This is a genomic window from Catellatospora tritici, assembly GCF_019083965.1.
GTDB classification, from domain to species: Bacteria; Actinomycetota; Actinomycetes; order Mycobacteriales; family Micromonosporaceae; genus Catellatospora; species Catellatospora tritici.
Map to the genome: position 1 here is coordinate 353,625 of NZ_JAHRCY010000007.1, position 15,962 is coordinate 369,586.

The window sequence follows — 15,962 nt, forward strand, 5'->3', positions numbered from 1 at the left end:
GTTCAGCCCTTCTTTCGTGCGAACAGCCCGCGCTTGGCGGACTCGGCCGTGCCGAGGAACCGGTTCACGGCCAGTTCCCGGATCGCCGCGCTCACCGGGTGCTGCGGATGGGAGGTCATCAGGGGCACGCCCCGGTTCGCCGACACCGGCACGTCACGGCTGCTCGGCACGAACGCGGCGATGGGCATCCGGACCACCCGCTCGATGTCGCCCAGCGACAGGCCGACCTTGGAGTCGGCCCGGTTGAGCAGCACGGTGCGGGCTTCCCGGCGATAGTCCAGCAGGTCGAACATGTCCAGCACCACGCGCAGGTTCTTCAGCGACGGCAGCTCGGGCGTGGTGACGAGCACGTACTGATGCGTCGCGTCCAGCGCGGCCAGCATCTGCTCGGTGAAGGCGCTCGCGGTGTCGAGCACCACGAAGTCGAAGCATCCCCGAGCCAGATGGACGACCTCGGTGACGAGGTCGCGGGTGACCTCCTCGGCCAGCGCCGGCTGCACTGGCGCCAGCAGCACGTCGAGGGCGGCCGACCCGCTCGGGGCATACCTGGTGAGCAGCGCGCGCAGGCCGGTCTCGTCGATCCGGTCCGCCACCGGCACCGCGTCGGCGATGGTCTGCGCGGGCGAGAGCTGCATCATGATCGCAACGTCGCCGAACGCCAGATCCAGGTCGATCAAGCAGACTTTGCGCGGCCCAGTCGCCTTGGTTCCGTGCGCCAGCGCCAGCGCCAGGTTGATCGCCACGGTCGACTTGCCGCAGCCGCCCTTCGCGGAGAAGACCGTGACCACCTGGCCGTCACGCGGCTCGCCGTCGCTGCCGACCGGCTCGGCTCGGCCGGGAGTGCGCACGGCCGCGCGGCCGGTGGGTCGCTCCGCCGCGCTCGCGTCCGCCAGCTGGCGGCGGGACAGGTCCAGCGACTTGGCCACGGCCTGGAGCACGGCCGCATGGTCCGCCGGATCGGCGACGTCGCGTACGCCGGACTCCAGTGCCTGAGCCCGGTCGACCGCGCTCAGATCGCCGCGCAGCAGCAGTACGCCGAGCTGCGGACGTCGGCGGCGGCTCTGCTCGGCGAAGCCCAGGGCCTCCTCCAGCGGAGCCCCCGGGCCGAACAGCACCAACTGCTCGGCCCGGTCGGCGTTGATTCTCTCGATCAGGGCGTCGGCCGACGTCACCACAGCGGCATCGCCCAGCAGCGTCCTGAGGTGGCTGGCGAGAACCTGCTCCCGCTCGTAGATGATCGTCATGTCCGTGGCCCGGCTCAGTGCAGGATGGTGCTGTTGTCCACCCCGGCGCCGGGACGGACCTCGGAAGAGTCGGTCAGCAGCGCGAGGTACAGCTCGGCGTTGCGAACCGCGTGGATCAGCCGTTCGGCGTCGGCCTGCGTGACCGCCACGGTGACCAGCAGCGTCACCTTGCCGGTCTGCTCGTTCTCGGTGTCCTGCCGGGCGGAGGTCACCCCGTCCTCGCCGTACGCGCCCACGGCCAGCACCTCGACGCGCGGCAGGAGCAGTCGGGTGCCGTGGTTGTCCTCGCCGGCGGCCTTCTTGAACTGCGGGTCGAGCACCTTGTACGACCAGAAGACCGCGATCTCCGAGCCGGGCCGGACGAAGCCGCCGACCTCTTCCTCGGCCGTGAGCTTCACGCTGACCGCCATCATCTTGTCGGGCACCGCGATGCCGCCCGACAGCTTGGTGGCCGCGCCGAACATGCCCTTGAGCAGCAGCTGCCGCGGCTGGACGTCATGGGTGAGCACCAGGTCGTCCAGCTCCCCGGGCACCGAGGTCAGGGTGTCGTCCGGCAGTGTGGCGGCCGGCATCACGACCTCGTCGAAGAGCTCCCGCTCCTTGAGCGCGGCGCCGGTGGTTCCCGCCGAGATGCGCTGCTTCGCGACGAGCACGGTGACCGCGGTCTGCCCTTCGGCGACCGAGTCGCGGGTGCGGCTGACGTAGAGGAGCACGGCGGCGGTGCCGACCACCGCCAGGACGATGGCGAGCACCACGCCGAGAATGCGCCGGGTCATGAGGGATCCTTATTCGTTGTACGAGGTCAGCCGATGGTCTTGACAGCCGCGAGGCCGAGATCAGTGCCGGGATCCGGCCCCACGTCGCCGGGCAGGAACGCGACGTCGACGAAGTAGCCGTAGACGCACTTGTCCGAGCCCATGCCCTTGCCGGTGCTGTCGCACGGGTCGAAGGAAGGGTTGACGTTGGACGGGGCGGACAGGCCGGGCAGGGCGTAGCCGGTGATCACGAACGCGGCCAGACGGTAGAGGTGGTAGTCGGCCTTCGAGCCGTTCTTGTTCTCGCCGTCGTAGATCGGTAGTGCGATCACCCGGTGGGTGTCGCGCAGCTCGGCGAGCTGGTCTTTGCAGTCCTTCGAGGCGGGCGAACCAGGATCGCCGCCGTAGCTGAGGTCGTCCTGGACCAGGAAGGTGCACGGACCGCCGTCCTCGTCCAGCCAACCGAAGCCACCGGGCACGTCCCAGCCTGACGGCGGGCCGTCGGGGTTGCACCTGCGCGCCGCCCCGCCGTGCACGCCGAGCGCGACCTCCTTGGTCGCGGACGGGTTCGGCGGCCACGGCGGAGGCGTAACCGTGCCCGCGTCGGCCATGGCGCACTCGTACTCCTCGCGCGAGACCGTCACGGCAACGCCCGACCTGGGCGGACCGTAGGCGACGCGGGCGCATGCCCCGACGGTCGTCCCTCTGCCGATCCCGGTCAGGGTCTGCGCGAAGCTGAAGGACAGCACGTAGTCCTTGTCGGCCACCTCGGTGCGGGTGCGCACCTGGACATAGTTGCCGGAGCTGGGCACGGAGCCCAGGCAGTCGACCAGTCCGCCCGGTTTAGGCAGCGTGCACAGGGGCAGGCGGCTGCCAACGTCGCGGCCGCACAGCTCCAGCACGTCCGAACGGCCGTCTTTGGCGTTCGCATCCGCCACCGCTTCGGCGCCGGCGAGCCCGGCCGTACCGCAGGTGGCCCTCCGCTTGGCGCAGTTGAGGGCGACCTTCATCGCGGCCGAGTCCGCGCCTGACTGCAGCTGCTCGCGCTCGGCGTAGAGCTGCCCGACGTCGATCACCACGGCCGTCATACCCATCAGCACGCCGCCCGCGAGCAGGATCGCGACGATCGCGGCGACACCACCGACCTCGCGACGAGGGGCGGGGATCCTCAGGCTCGGCATGGCATGACCCCCGTGCTCGACACGTTCACGCCGCTGCCCAGGCTGCCGCCGCCGAAGAGCGCGATGAACGCGCCCACCGGCGTGACCCACTTGTGTGTGTACGTGACGACCACCGTGGCATTGCTGCCCGCGGTGGGGCTGCTGCCGCACGCCGCGGTGACGACCGCCTTGTAGGCGGGGTCTACCAACGCGACCCGGTCTGCCGCGGCGTTCGGCCTGGTGGTGTCAATGGTGGCGGCTCGGGCCCCCTCCCGAGCCGCCTCGGTGACACTGATCTGCGCTTTCAGAAGTAGGCCGAAGTCGATGATCCCGAACAGGATCAGCATGAGGAGTGGCAGCACCATCGCCAGCTCCGCCGCAGCCGCACCACGGTCTCGCCTGCTCGCCATCGATCTGTCTCCTAACTTCGCGCGGAGAGCGGCGACTAGCAGGCCGCGCCGGTGACCTTCGCGCAGGCGGTCTTGAACATCGCGCTCAGCCCGTTGCCGAACACGGTGGCCCCGGCGATGAGGGCGATCGCGATGAAGGTGATGAGCAGCGCGTACTCGGCGGCGGTGGCGCCCCGGTCGCGGGTCATCCAGGCAGCCTGAGCCTTGGTGATGAGCTTGAGCATGTGCGGGAGCACCCCCAATGACGGCCGGCGCATGTCTGTTGCGACCGGTCCACGACGATCGCCGGCCGAGTGGCCGACGTCAGGGAGCCTGCCCACGTGACCTACCCGCCGTCACTCGACGGTCACGTCGAGTCCCGACCGCGATCTACGTCACGCGGTGCTTCGACGGGCTGCCCTCGATGTGTGATCGGCTCGAACGACCCCCTCCGCCGGCGACGCGTGAGGCGTGACATCGACTAGTTTGATCGGCCGATACGCTAAAAACACAATTAATGACAATTCGGATATGCCGCCACTGAGTGGTCCGGCGGGATTCCGGCGCGAATGCCGCGGCGCGAGCCGCGAGTCAGCTTCACGACAGCGGTCCGCCGGACGGACGACATCGCGACCCGGCGGGATGAGTCCGTCACCCGGCCGAGTGACAACAGTTTCCATCGACTTTGGTCGATCATTGAAACGCCGGGTGACTTGCGCGGTTGGCGACCGACCGGCGACCACCGATCCGGCGACTCGGATCAGCCGCCGAAGATCGACCCGGATCAGCCGCCGAAGATCAGGTCAGCGATTGAAGATCAGCGGAGCTGCCGCCGTGAGGACGAGCGCCAGCCAGGCCCCGACGAGCAGGGCCGGGCCCATCGGCAGCGAACCCCGCCAACCGACCCGGCGCATGATCAACGCGACGATCGCGACCAGCCCGTTGACCAGCACGCCGAGCGCCGCCCCCGCCACCGCCATCGGCCAGCCGAACCAGCCGAGCACCAGCCCCAACACGGCGGCCAGCTTGGCGTCCCCCAGCCCGAGCTGACCCCCGGAGACCACGCTGAGCAGACCGAACGCCAGCAGCAGCGCAACCCCGCCGACGAAGGCCGAGCCGTACGCCGCCCACTCACCGCCCGTCGCCGCGCCGATCCCCAGCAGCATCACCACCGCGAGCGCCAGGGGCGCGGTGATCGCGTCCGGCAGCCGGTGCACCGCGAGGTCGATCGCGGCCAGCAGCACCCCCGCGACGCTGACCACCAGCGCCGCGACCAGCACCCATCCGTGCAGGCTCGCTCCTAGCCCGCCCGCGGCGACGGCGCCGACCGGCACGGTCCACCAGGGACTGGGCCCGGTCGCGGCACCGCAGGCGGGGCAGCGCGCGGCCACGCTCAACCAGCCCGCGCGACCGGGCGGGAACGCGGCCGCGCAGGCGCCGCAGCCGGCGCGCCGCGGCTCGTCCCAGGCGACGGCCAGCCGGTACGCAATCCTCGGTGTCAATGCCCCACAGACGGCACCTGCGGCGGCGGAGATCAGCGTGACGGTGGAATCCAGGGGCATGGCGGGCACGGTACCTTGGCAGGCACCCCTCATTCGTCCCTCGCGGAGCTTGGTTTGTACACCCACGACGACGACCCCGCGGCGCGTTCTCGGCACACCCCGACCCACCGCCGCACCGGCAACGAGCCGGACGACCCCACGCCGGCGGTCCACCGCATCACCGAGATGCTGCCCATCGTGCAGGCGCCACCGCGCCCCCGGATGGGCGGGCGCGGCCCGGCGATCATCGGCCTCGCCCTCCTCGGCGTCTGCGTGATCGCCTTCGCTGCGGTGCTCATCGTGTTGCGCGTGCTGCCCGACCCGTTCGAGTCGGCGGCCGAGCCGCTGCCGGTGACCACGGTGACCCCGTCGGCCGCACCGCGCACCGCCCGCTTCGCCCAGCCGGGCGACTGTGTGGCCAACACCGGGACCGAGGAAGACCCGGACCTGGTGATGGCCCCCTGTGAGTCGGGCGCGCTGCAGGTCCTGGCCCGGTTCGACGCGACGAGCGACACCAGGGAGTGCAAGGGCGTGCAGGGGTATCGCTACCACTACTTCTTCGACAGCGAGCTGGCTGGTTTGGATTTCGTCCTTTGCATGGGTAAACGCCCCTGATAATGGGGATATGAGACCAGTACGAGGGGTCGCGCGCGCCCTGCTCGGCGGAATCTTCGCCGCCGCCGGCGCGCACGCGCTGCTTAGGCCCGACCGGTACGCCGAACAGGCCGCGCCATTGGCGGAGCAGGTAGCCCCGCTGCTGGAGCGGGTCGATCCGCGCCTGCCCTCCGAGACGAAGTCCCTGGTCCGCGTCAACGGCGCGGCCCAGCTCGTCGGTGGCCTGCTGCTGGCCACCGGCACGGCCCCGCGACCAGCCGCGGCGCTGCTGGCCGGGACGCTCATCCCGGCGACCGTCGTCAATCACCCGTTCTGGCTGGCCAAGGACTCCCAGCAGCGCAGCGACGAGTTGGTGCAGTTCGCCAAGAACCTCGGCCTGCTCGGCGGGCTGCTGCTCGCCGCCGCCGACACGGCCGGTTCGCCCAGCCTCGGCTGGCGGGCAAATCGGGCCATCCACGACGCACAGAAGTCGATCCGGAAGGCGCAGAAGAAGGCCGTCGGCCAGTTGCATTCAAACTGAGACCTTCAGGCGCGTTTCCCCGTCCCGGTCCGGGTAGTTGGCCCCTGTGAAAGGCGCGTCAGTGCTGCTCACAGCTCTGGTGTGACGCCAATCACTCGAACTACGCACCACACGTTAACCAGATAGAAATGTCGCAAAGGCGTGTGGGATCGGACACGGTCGGGTAACACGGGAGGTACTGGAGTGCCGCGCCGTTCTAGGCTGCTGAGCAGACACGAACGGGAGACCGAACCCCGGGACCTTGAAGGAGGTGGCGACGCCATGCCGTCACTCGGCGTGCGCAGTCTGCCCCGCCTCACCGAGCGCCACCGCAATCTCCGTGACCGGCGACCCCTCCGCTGGGACCGCTGGACCCTCGTCCGCGTCGGCATCGTCGCCGCCGTCTGCTACGTCGCCTGGGCGACCGAGCAGAACTTCGGACGGTGGTACGACTTCTTCGATATGAAGATCTATCACGGTGCGGTGGAGTGGTGGGCCGGCGGCGGCGAGCTGTACGACTACATCGCACCGAACACCACGCTCGGCTTCACGTACCCGCCGTTCGCCGCGTTGCTGATGCTGCCCATGGCCGCCGTCGGCAGCACCGTCGCCGGATGGATCAACATCGGCATCGGCGTGCTCGCGCTCGGCCTGGTGCTGACCGTGCTGCTGGTCCCGGTCGCCGACCGCTGCGGCTGGTCGCGCTGGCTGACGGTGGCGATCGCGCTGCCGTTGTTCGCCGCGATCGAACCGGTGCGCGAGACGCTCGGCTTCGGCCAGGTCAACCTGATCCTGTTCGCGCTGATCATGGCGGACATGGTGGCGCTGCGCCGCGGCTGGCGCTGGGCGGGCGTGGGCATCGGCCTGGCCACCGCGATCAAGCTGACCCCGGCCCTGTTCATCGTCTACTTCCTGGTCAGCAGGCAGTGGCGGGCGGCGCTGACCGCGACCGGCGCCACCATCGCGGCGACCGCCGCGGCGTACCTGGTGGTGCCGCACGAGTCGACCATGTACTTCGGCAGTGTCATCTGGCAGACCGAACGCGTCGGCGTCGCGGACATGACCCCCAACCAGTCCCTGGCCGGCCTCCTGTCCCGCCTGTACGACACCGCCACCGCGCCCAGCCTGCTGTGGATCGCGTTCACGCTGGTGCTGCTCGCGGTCGGCCTGTCCCGAGCCACCGCCGCGCACACCGAGGGCGACGAGCTGACCGCGTTCACGCTGGTCGGCCTCACCGCCAACGTGATCAGCCCGATCTCGTGGTCACACCACCTGGTCTGGGTCGTCCCGGCGATCATCGCGCTGGGCGACCAGGCGCTGCGCCGCCGCGCCGCCAGCCGGGGCCTGCTGGCCCGCGCCCGGGTCACCCCCGGCCTGCGTGAGCCGATCTGGTTCCCGTGGCTGACCGGTGCCCGCCACGCGGCCGCCGCGATCGCGCTCTACCTGCTGTTCCTGATCTCTCCGATCTGGCCGTACGAGCACCAGCTCCCGGCGGTCTCCCACTACGCCGACGGCCTGTTCGGCATGCTGGCCGAGAACTCGCTGGCGATCGCGCTGATCGTGCTGGTGGCGGCACTGCCGTCGCGGCCCGGCGCCGAACCCGCCTTCGGGCACGTGGCGGTCCGCATCCCGCAGACCCGCCAGGCCGCCCCGGTCCCGACCCGCGAAGCCGCCACCGCCAACCGCTGACGGCCCGCAAGACATGAATCGCGCCCCACTCGGTCAACCGGGTGGGGCGCGATTTTACGTGCAGTTTCGGGGAAACTGCGGTAATCCGGCCCAAGATTCGTGCAGTTTCCCCGAAACTGCACGAACGCCCAGCGCGCGACGCCCAGCGCGCGACGCCCAGCGCAACGCCCATCGCGCGGCGCGGCGCGAGGTCAGGGGCAGTTGACCCATTCGTCGGTGCCGTCGGCGAAGAGCTGGTGCTTCCACATGGGTAGGCGCTGTTTGACCAGGTCCACCAGGCGTGCGCACGCGGTGAACGCGGCCGCCCGGTGTGCCGTGGCGACCGCCGCCGCCAGCGCCACGTCGCCGACGGCCAGTGGGCCGTACCGGTGGGACACCGCCACGGCGTAGACGTCCGGGTCGGCCGCCAGTTCCTCGGCGACCTCCCGCAGCACGGCCTCGGCGCTGGGGTGGGCCTCGTACGTCAGCGAGGTGACCGGGCGGGAGTGGTCGTGGTCGCGGACCACTCCCGCGAAGCTCACCACCGCCCCGGCTCGGGGGTCGGCGACGGCAGCCTCGTGCGCGGCGACGTCCAGCGGCGCGGTGGTGACGGCGAGCAGGGTGATCCGGGCGGTCACGGCATGACCACCAGGTCGACGGCGTCGCCGGGGCGGCCGCTGGCGCCGGGCGGGATGACCGCGAAGCCGTGTGCTCCGGCGAGCCCGCGCAGCATCGCCGAGCCGACATGGGGAACGGGTCGGGCCAGTCCGTCGACCGGGTCGATCCGGACCAGGGCCAGGTGGGTGTAGTCGCCCCGGCCGGGCACGGCCGCGCCGAGGGTGACCTGCGGCAGGGCCGGTTCGGGACGGCCGGTCAGGCCCGCGAGCAGCGGCACGACCAGCGAGACGAGCGCGACCACGGCCGACTGCGGGTTGCCGGGCAGCCCGGCGACGAACCGGGTGCGGTCCTCGTAGCGCAGCGCGGCGACGAGCATGGGGAAGCCGGGGCGGACCGCGACGGTGTTGACGACGTACTCGGCGCCGAGTTCGGCCAGGGCGGGGTGCAGGTGGTCGACGGGTCCGTGCATCGTGCCGCCGGTGGTGCAGATCAGGTCGGCGCCGTCCGCGAGCGCGGACCGCAGCGCCTCGACGTGCGCGGCGAGCGTGTCCTTGATCGGTTCGGCGGCGGGTCCGCAGTGCGCGCCGAGCCGCCGCAGGTACGACGGGATGGACGGGCCGAGCGCGTCGCGGACCCGGCCGTCGCCGGGCAGGCCCTCGGTGAGCAGTTCGTCGCCGAAGACGAGCACCGCGGCGCGCGGCGCGGGTCGTACCGCGAGGGTGTCGTGCCCGCACGAGGCGGCCAGACCGATGACGCCCGGGGTGACCGGCGTCCCGGCGGGCAGCAGCGACTCGCCGACGTGGGCCTCCTCGCCGGGCAGTCGCCATTCGCGCTCGCTCTTGGGTGCCCCGTCGACCAGGTCGCCGCTGCGGGTGGCGTGTTCGACGCGCAGGATGGCCTCGGTGCCCTCGGGCACCATCGCCCCGGTCGCGATCTCGACGCCCGCGCCGTCGCGGGTCAGCGGCTCGGGCACGCCTCCGGCGAGCACCCGGCCGGTGATCCGCCACGGGCCGCGACCGCGCAGGGCGAAGCCGTCGATGCTGGAGGTGGGGAAGGCGGGCAGATCGGTGCCGGGCGACAGCGGCGCGGCCAGGGTGAGTCCGTCGGCGTCGAGCAGCGGCACGGTGACGGACTGCCGCTGTGCCTTCCAGCCTGCGGCGTGTACGTCGCTGCGGGCCGCGGCCCAGTCGCGGGGCGGCGATACGGTCATGGCTTCGACCCTAGTCCTGTGTCCGCTCCGGGCTGTGTCGCGTGGTCGGCCCCGCGCAGCTGCTCGACCGCGTGCGGCAGCACCTTGGCCAGCACCGCCAGGCCGTCGCGGACCCCGCCGGTGGAGCCGGGGAGGTTGACGACGAGGGTGCGCCCGGCCACGCCCGCGATGCCCCGGGACAGCGCCGCCAGCGGGGTGGCCCCGGCGGCCCGGATCGCGTCGGCGATCCCGGTGACCTCGTAGTCGACCAGGGCGCGGGTGACCTCCGGGGTGCGGTCGGTGGGGCTGATGCCGGTGCCGCCGGTGGTGACGATCGCGTCCGGCCGGTCGGCCAGTGCTTCGCGCAGGGCCTGTCGGACGGGTTCGCCGTCGGGCACCACGGTCACGCCGGTGACCTCGCAGCCGATGGCGCGCAGGCCGTCGGCGAGCAGGGGTCCGCCGGTGTCGGGGTAGACGCCGGTCGCGGCTCGGGTCGAGGCGACCACGACGTGTACGCGCGGCGTCCCGGTGTTTGGGACGACGGTTGCGGGGGAAGGCTGCGGCATGGCGTCCCGTACCCAGAGGCCAGTCTTGCCGCCCTCCTTGCGCAGCACCCGGACCTGCTCGATGCTGGCCGCCGGATCGACCGCCTTGATCATGTCGATGAGCGCCAGCCCGGCCGTGGCGACGCAGGTCAACGCCTCCATCTCCACGCCGGTACGGTCTGCCGTACGCACCGTCGCGGTTATTTCCACTCCGTCCGTCGCGAGAGACAGGTCGACAGTGACACCGTGGATGGCGATGGGATGGCACAGCGGGATGAGTTCCGGAGTGCGCTTGGCCGCCATGATCCCGGCCAACCGGGCTACGCCCAGCGCATCGCCCTTCGGCACGCCCGCTCCCGCCAGCAGCTCGAGGACCGCCGCTGTGGTTCGCACCCGCCCGGCCGCGACCGCGCTACGCACGGTGATCTCCTTGCCCGCGACGTCCACCATCCGCGCGGCCCCGGATGCGTCCACATGAGTCAGTTGAGGTGAGGTTCCGTGCGTTGGTCGTTCTGTCACGACTAGAGCCTAGTTGCCAAGAAGTCGAACACTGACAGTGAACACGACGGGTAAGCGACCCATCACAAAATGTGATAAATCGCCATACTTGTTTAGTATGTGAACACATCAGCCGATAGCAACCGCGGAGAAACTACGCTCCTTCTCAGGCGTTCGCAAGCGGAAGCCGCGAGATGGGAGAAGGACATGCAGCGCACTCACGACTGGGGCTGAAAATCGCTTAGGCTGTCGGCACTTAAGACCATCTGTCTTCTGACGGAAGAAGTCCCAAGTGACCGGCGAGTCCACCACACCGCAGCAGACCGATCGGCAGCTCAGACTGCTCGTCGGTCTAGTTGCGTGTCTGGCCTCGGTCGTCGTCGCCGTCGCGATCACGATGATCGCGAACAGTCCGGTCACCGCCGACCAACCGCTGCGGTTCGTGGCGCTGGCGCTGCTGGTGATGCTGGCGGCGCTGACCTCAGTGCAGGTACGCATCCGCTCCAATCACCACAACGTGGTCTGGGCCGACGGCGCACTGCTGGTCGCCGCGGCCCTGCTGCCGCTGCCCTGGGCCGTGCTGTCCGCGGCGGTCGGCACCGCCGTCGCCAAGAGCATCAACCGAAGGCCGCCCATCAAGCTCGTCTTCGCGGTGGCCAAGGAGACCGTGACCTGCGGGCTCGCCGCCGCGATCCTGCTGCTCGGGCCCGGCCCCGGCATGGATCCGGTGCAGCACCTGGGCCTGCTCGCGGCCGCCTACTTCGCCGCACAGATAGCCGACGACATCCTCGCGCTGCCGGTCATCGCGCTGGCCACGCAGACCAGCCTGCGCGACCGGTTCCTGGCCGATCCTGACCTGCGCTGGGGCTCCGCGCTGGTGCGCTTCGCCGTGGCGGTGCTGACACTGGTGGTGCTGGAGAAGGAGCCGAAGCTTCTCATCGTCATCCCGGTGATCGTGCTCAGCCTGCACCTCACCCACCGCGGACGGGTGCGGGCCCGCGCCGAGCGCAAGGCGTGGCAGCAGCTCGCCGAGGCGACCGACGCCCTCAACGCGGTGCACCTCGACGAGGTGTTGCGCAAGGCCGCCCGCAACGGGGCGAAGCTGTTCTCGGCCGACACCGTCGAGGTGGAGATCTGGCTTCCCGGGATGGAGCAGCTGGTCAGCGGCACGCACGCCGAGATCCTGTACCAGGGCCCGCCCACCCACGTGCCGCCGGACCCGGCCCGCACCGCGGTCGTGCCGCTGGGTGGGGACGGCGACGGCGAGCGCGTCGGCGAACTGCGGCTGTGTTTCCAGCGCCCGGTGTCGCTGTCCGAACGCGAGCAGCTCACTCTGCGCGCGTTCGCCGGTGCCCTCGGCACCTCGGTGCGCAACGCGACCTCGTTCGTACAGCTGGAGCAGCTTGCCGACCAGCACGCGCACGACGCCACCCATGACCCGCTCACCGGGCTGCCGAACCGGCGGCTGCTGCGCGACGAGGTCACGCTGGCGCTGGACACCCGCGGCACCCGGCGCGGTGTCACCGCGCTGCTGGTGCTGGACCTCAACCACTTCAAGGAGATCAACGACGCCCTGGGCCACGGCGCCGGCGACCAGGTGCTGGTCACGGTGGCACGCCGGCTCGAGGAGGCAGCCGGGCCGGAAGCGCTCGTGTCCCGCCTGGGCGGGGACGAGTTCGCCGTGCTGTACCGGTCGGTGCCGACGCCCGCGCTGGCCCAGCACCGGGCCGAGACGCTGCTCAAGGTGCTGCAGGAGCCGGTCGAGATCGACGGGATGCCGATGGTGGTGTCGGCCGGCGCCGGGGTGGCCACCGGCCCGAGCACCGGCGGCTTCGTCGAGCTGCTGCGCCGCGCCGACATCGCGATGTACCAGGCCAAGCGCACCGGCCGCACGGTCGCCGCGTACGCACCGGACCGCGACACGGCCGACCGCGCCCGCCTGGTCGTGGGCGGCATGCTGCCGCGCGCGGTGGCCGAGCGCGAGTTCACGCTCGAGTTCCAGCCCATCGTCGACCTGGCCACCGGCGCAACCATCGGCGCCGAGGCGCTGGCCCGCTGGCAGCATCCCGACCGGGGCCGGGTCGAGCCGGGCAGCTTCCTGGAGCCGATCGAGCGCTCCGGCCTGCTGACCGCGTTCACCGACGCGGTGCTCGACCAGGCGCTGGCCGGGGCCGCCCGGTGGCGCGCGGCCGGGTGCACCTGGCCGGTGGCGGTGAACATCTCCCCGCGCAGCCTGCTCGACCGGCGCCTGCCCGCGCTGGTCGCCACCCGCCTCGACGACCATGGACTGCCCGGCGACGCGCTCATGCTGGAACTGACCGAGTCGCACAACCTCAGCCCGCTGGAGGTCGTCGATCAGGTGCTCGCCGAGCTGACCGAGCTCGGCTGCGAGCTGGCCCTGGACGACTTCGGCACCGGCTACTCCTCGCTGTCGGTGCTGGCCCGCATCCAGGCCCGCGAGCTGAAGATCGACCGCTCGTTCACGGTGCAGATGGAGAACAGCGTCAACTCCGCCGCCGTGGTCCGCTCCACCGTCGAGCTGGCCAACCATCTCGACCTGCTGGTTGTCGCCGAGGGCGTCGAGCGGGAGAGCCAGCGGCAGATGCTGTGGAAGCTCGGCTGCACCGCCGGGCAGGGACACCTGTTCGCCAAGCCGATGCCGCTGCCCGCGCTGCTCGAACTGATCGAGTCCGGCAAGATCACCCAACTGGCCGAGCCACTGCACCAGCCGGGCGCGGTGGTGCAGCTGCCGCAGAAGCGGCGCAGCCCCGGGCGCGGCACCGGGACCGGACGGGTGTCAGACTCCACGGCGTGACCAACGCATCCGGCCGACCCGCCCGTGACCTCTGGCGCCGGGTCGACCGGGCCGCCGACGGCCTCGGCGCCGACCTCGGCCTATACGCGCTGAGCACGCTGTTCGCCGGGTTCACCGCCGCCGGGTCGACGCTCGCGCCGCACCGGGCCTGGGGGGCGGTGGCGGTCTGGGGCTATGCCGCCGCGACGGCCGCCGTCGTGGTCCAGCTCGTCATCCGGTACGCCCACAGGCAGCCCTCATCCGCGCGCCGCACCGAACCGGCCGCCCGCGCGGCCGTCACCGCCGCCACCTGGCTGGCCGTGACGCTGCTGCCGCTGCTGCTGCAGGCGGCCGACCGGGCCGGGGGAGCGACCGACCGGGCCCAGGAGGAAGTCCTGGTGGTCGAGGACTCCGCCCGGCGACTGCTCGACACCGGCACCCCGTATCTGGGCCGGGCCGCGATCGCACTGCTGCCCGAGCCACTGCTCGGCTACACCCCGTACCAGCCGGGGATGGCCGTCTTCGGGTTGCCTCGGGCCGTGTTCGGTGCCGCCGCCTGGACCGACGCCCGGGTATGGTTCGCCCTGGCCACCGCCGCCTGTCTGCTCGCCGCGGCGCACCTGCTCCGCCTGCCTGTGCCCGCACCCGGCACGAGGGTCGCGCCCGCCGCTGACGGCCTCGACCCGCGCGCCGCGCAGGACAGCCTGCTGGTGCGGGCGGTGCAGGCCGCCACGGTGCTGCCACTGTGCGCGTTGACCCTGGCCACCGGTGGCGACGACCTGCCGGTGCTGGCCCTGTGCCTGCTCGCGTTGGCGCTGGCCGCCCGGCGACGGTTCGGCTGGGCGGGCGTGGCCATCGGTGCCGCCGCGGCGATGAAGCTGCTCGCGTGGCCGGTCGTGGTGGTGCTCGGCGCCTACGCGCTGGTCCGCCGACAGGGTGTCCGGTATGCCGTCGGCGCCGTCGGCCTGCCACTGCTGGCGATGCTGCCCCCGCTGCTGGTCGAACCGGCCGCCTTCGTCGAGAACGTGATCCGCTTCCCGACCGGCCATGGCCTGGTCACCAGTCCGGCCGCGTCGCCGCTGCTGGGCCGCCTGCTCGCCGAGCACGTCCCGGGCGGCCGCATTCTCGCCCTGGCTCTGCTCGGCCTGACCGCCCTGGCCATCGCCGGGTGGCTGCTGCGCCACCCGCCCCGCAGCGCCGCCTCGGTCGCCGCCGTCTGCGCCGTCGGCCTGCTGGCCGCCATCGTCCTGATGCCCGCCACCCGCTTCGGCTACCTCCTCTACCCCGCCGCCCTGGCCCTCTGGACCATCCCCCTCCTCACCGTCGATCATGAACTTATGGCACGGTTCGACGGTGTGTCGGGGGCACAGCTTCCTGATCAACTCAGCAAGGCGTAGCCGCCCGCCGCGGCGAGCAGGCCGAGGGTGACGCTGAGGATCGCGTTGCGCAGGGCGTAGTCCCTGGCGCCGGATTCGGCCAGCTTGAGAGTCTCGTACCCGAAGGTGGAGTACGTCGTCAGCGCCCCGCAGAACCCCGTACCCAGCAGGGCGGCGAACCCCCCACGGACCGCGCCGCCGGCCAGCGTGCCCAGCACGAACGACCCGACCACGTTCACCGCCAGCGTGCCCCACGGGAACACCGAGTCGTGGCGGGCCTGCACCGCCCGGTCGGCCAGATACCGCAGCGGCGCCCCGACCGCCGCGCCCAGCGCCACCAGCAGCACCGTCACGGCACGCCGCCCAGGTCGACGAGTTCGACCGGTTCCAACGTGACCAGCCCGGCGACGCCGAGCACGGCCAGTTCGGGTAGGAACGCCCGCACCTTCTCGGCCGCGTCAACGATCACGACGAACATCGGCAGCTCCGCCGAGAGGGACAGCAGCCGGTCGGTGTGGATGCGCGCGGACCGGCCGTATCCCTCGACCCCGCGCAGCACCGTCGCACCCGCCAGCCCGGCCCGGTGGGCCCGGTGCACGATCTCGGTGTACAGCGGTCGGTGCGCCACCCGGTCGTCCTCACCCACGACGACCGTCAGTCGAAGCGCGTTCACCGTCGCACCGCCCATCGCGTCAACACCGTCCCGCCGTACACCGCGAGCAGCGCCGACACCAGCGTGCCGGCCAGGTAGGCCAGAGCCGTGCCGGGCGCACCGGCGTGCAGCAGTCGCACGATGTCGACGGTATACGTGGAGAAGGTGGTGAACCCGCCCAGCACGCCGGTGCCGAGGAACGGCCGGAGCAGCCGCCGCCCCGGATACACCTGCGTGACCAGCACCATCAGTACGCCGATGAGCCCGCAGCCGAGCACGTTGATGCCGAAGACGGTCCACGGGAACCCGTCCGGCGGCTGCGGGAACGCCACCCCCAGCCCGTAGCGGGCCAGCGCGCCGAGCACACCCCCGGCGGAGATCACGCCGAGCACGTCCCACTGTCCGCGCCGCATGCCGGG

At 71.7% G+C, this 15,962-nt stretch carries 17 protein-coding genes; 5 read left to right on the plus strand and 12 right to left on the minus strand.

All coding sequences use genetic code 11. The annotated features are described in order from the left end of the window. Positions 1-2: 2 nt before the first annotated feature. The 6 genes from KUA19_RS18710 to KUA19_RS18735 all read right to left on the minus strand — a co-directional run bounded on the left by KUA19_RS18710 (position 3) and on the right by KUA19_RS18735 (position 5,110). Positions 3-1,244 carry a CpaE/TadZ family protein gene (locus KUA19_RS18710; protein WP_217397274.1) on the minus strand — a complete coding sequence of 414 codons (1,242 nt, stop codon included), beginning with the start codon at positions 1,242-1,244 and terminating at the stop codon, positions 3-5. A gap of 14 nt (positions 1,245-1,258) precedes the next feature. Beyond that, positions 1,259-2,020 carry a Flp pilus assembly protein CpaB gene (cpaB, locus tag KUA19_RS18715; RefSeq protein ID WP_217397275.1) on the minus strand — a complete coding sequence of 254 codons (762 nt, stop codon included), beginning with the start codon at positions 2,018-2,020 and terminating at the stop codon, positions 1,259-1,261. A 26-nt stretch (positions 2,021-2,046) separates the two neighbouring features. Continuing rightward, the gene (locus KUA19_RS18720; RefSeq protein ID WP_217397276.1) at positions 2,047-3,180 is read right to left on the minus strand and encodes a pilus assembly protein TadG-related protein; all 1,134 of its coding nucleotides are present in this window, start codon (positions 3,178-3,180) and stop codon (positions 2,047-2,049) included. Beyond that, positions 3,168-3,569: a TadE/TadG family type IV pilus assembly protein gene (locus KUA19_RS18725; RefSeq protein WP_217397277.1), complete on the minus strand. Its 402-nt coding sequence runs from the start codon at positions 3,567-3,569 to the stop codon at positions 3,168-3,170. Before KUA19_RS18725 ends, KUA19_RS18720 begins: the two co-directional genes overlap by 13 nt. A gap of 35 nt (positions 3,570-3,604) precedes the next feature. Continuing rightward, positions 3,605-3,793 (minus strand): Flp family type IVb pilin, encoded by a 189-nt coding sequence (locus tag KUA19_RS18730; protein WP_217397278.1) that lies wholly within the window; start codon positions 3,791-3,793, stop codon positions 3,605-3,607. Between the two features lie 558 nt (positions 3,794-4,351). Next, complete coding sequence (locus KUA19_RS18735; RefSeq protein WP_217397279.1) at positions 4,352-5,110, minus strand: prepilin peptidase; 759 nt, start codon at positions 5,108-5,110, stop codon at positions 4,352-4,354. A 54-nt stretch (positions 5,111-5,164) separates the two neighbouring features. Here KUA19_RS18735 and KUA19_RS18740 point away from each other — a divergent pair, with 54 nt between their 5' ends. From KUA19_RS18740 to KUA19_RS18750, 3 genes are all read left to right on the plus strand, one after another. Next, entirely contained in the window at positions 5,165-5,704 is a 540-nt protein-coding gene (locus KUA19_RS18740) for an LppU/SCO3897 family protein (protein ID WP_217397280.1), read from the plus strand. A gap of 10 nt (positions 5,705-5,714) precedes the next feature. Next, on the plus strand, positions 5,715-6,224 hold the full coding sequence (locus KUA19_RS18745; protein WP_217397281.1) for a DoxX family membrane protein: 510 nt from the start codon (positions 5,715-5,717) through the stop codon (positions 6,222-6,224). A gap of 261 nt (positions 6,225-6,485) precedes the next feature. Further along, on the plus strand, positions 6,486-7,892 hold the full coding sequence (locus KUA19_RS18750; protein ID WP_217397282.1) for a glycosyltransferase 87 family protein: 1,407 nt from the start codon (positions 6,486-6,488) through the stop codon (positions 7,890-7,892). Between the two features lie 191 nt (positions 7,893-8,083). On the opposite strand, the gene KUA19_RS18755 is transcribed toward KUA19_RS18750, so the two are convergent. From KUA19_RS18755 to moaCB, 3 genes are read right to left on the minus strand one after another with little or no spacing between them, the layout of a single operon-like run. Next, positions 8,084-8,509 carry a molybdenum cofactor biosynthesis protein MoaE gene (locus KUA19_RS18755; RefSeq protein WP_217397283.1) on the minus strand — a complete coding sequence of 142 codons (426 nt, stop codon included), beginning with the start codon at positions 8,507-8,509 and terminating at the stop codon, positions 8,084-8,086. After that, entirely contained in the window at positions 8,506-9,699 is a 1,194-nt protein-coding gene (locus KUA19_RS18760; RefSeq protein WP_217397284.1) for a molybdopterin molybdotransferase MoeA, read from the minus strand. The genes KUA19_RS18755 and KUA19_RS18760 overlap by 4 nt, the downstream gene beginning before the upstream one ends. Further along, a complete protein-coding gene (gene moaCB / locus KUA19_RS18765) occupies positions 9,696-10,706 on the minus strand; it encodes a bifunctional molybdenum cofactor biosynthesis protein MoaC/MoaB (protein WP_302499359.1) in 1,011 nt (336 codons plus the stop codon). Before moaCB ends, KUA19_RS18760 begins: the two co-directional genes overlap by 4 nt. 307 nt (positions 10,707-11,013) lie before the next feature. Between moaCB and KUA19_RS18770 the strand changes: the two genes are divergently transcribed. Beyond that, positions 11,014-13,536, plus strand: a complete 2,523-nt coding sequence (locus tag KUA19_RS18770) for a putative bifunctional diguanylate cyclase/phosphodiesterase (protein WP_308167504.1) — start codon at positions 11,014-11,016, stop codon at positions 13,534-13,536. Further along, complete coding sequence (locus tag KUA19_RS18775; protein WP_217397286.1) at positions 13,533-14,912, plus strand: glycosyltransferase 87 family protein; 1,380 nt, start codon at positions 13,533-13,535, stop codon at positions 14,910-14,912. Before KUA19_RS18770 ends, KUA19_RS18775 begins: the two co-directional genes overlap by 4 nt. Here KUA19_RS18775 and crcB read toward each other — a convergent pair. Genes crcB through KUA19_RS18790 form a run of 3 tightly spaced genes read right to left on the minus strand, consistent with a single transcriptional unit; the run spans position 14,894 to position 15,956 of the window. Continuing rightward, entirely contained in the window at positions 14,894-15,244 is a 351-nt protein-coding gene (gene crcB / locus KUA19_RS18780) for a fluoride efflux transporter CrcB (RefSeq protein WP_217397287.1), read from the minus strand. The genes KUA19_RS18775 and crcB overlap by 19 nt on opposite strands. Next, entirely contained in the window at positions 15,241-15,564 is a 324-nt protein-coding gene (locus KUA19_RS18785; protein ID WP_217397288.1) for a DUF190 domain-containing protein, read from the minus strand. The genes crcB and KUA19_RS18785 overlap by 4 nt, the downstream gene beginning before the upstream one ends. Continuing rightward, positions 15,561-15,956 (minus strand): fluoride efflux transporter FluC, encoded by a 396-nt coding sequence (locus KUA19_RS18790; RefSeq protein WP_217397289.1) that lies wholly within the window; start codon positions 15,954-15,956, stop codon positions 15,561-15,563. The genes KUA19_RS18785 and KUA19_RS18790 overlap by 4 nt, the downstream gene beginning before the upstream one ends. Positions 15,957-15,962: the final 6 nt, after the last annotated feature.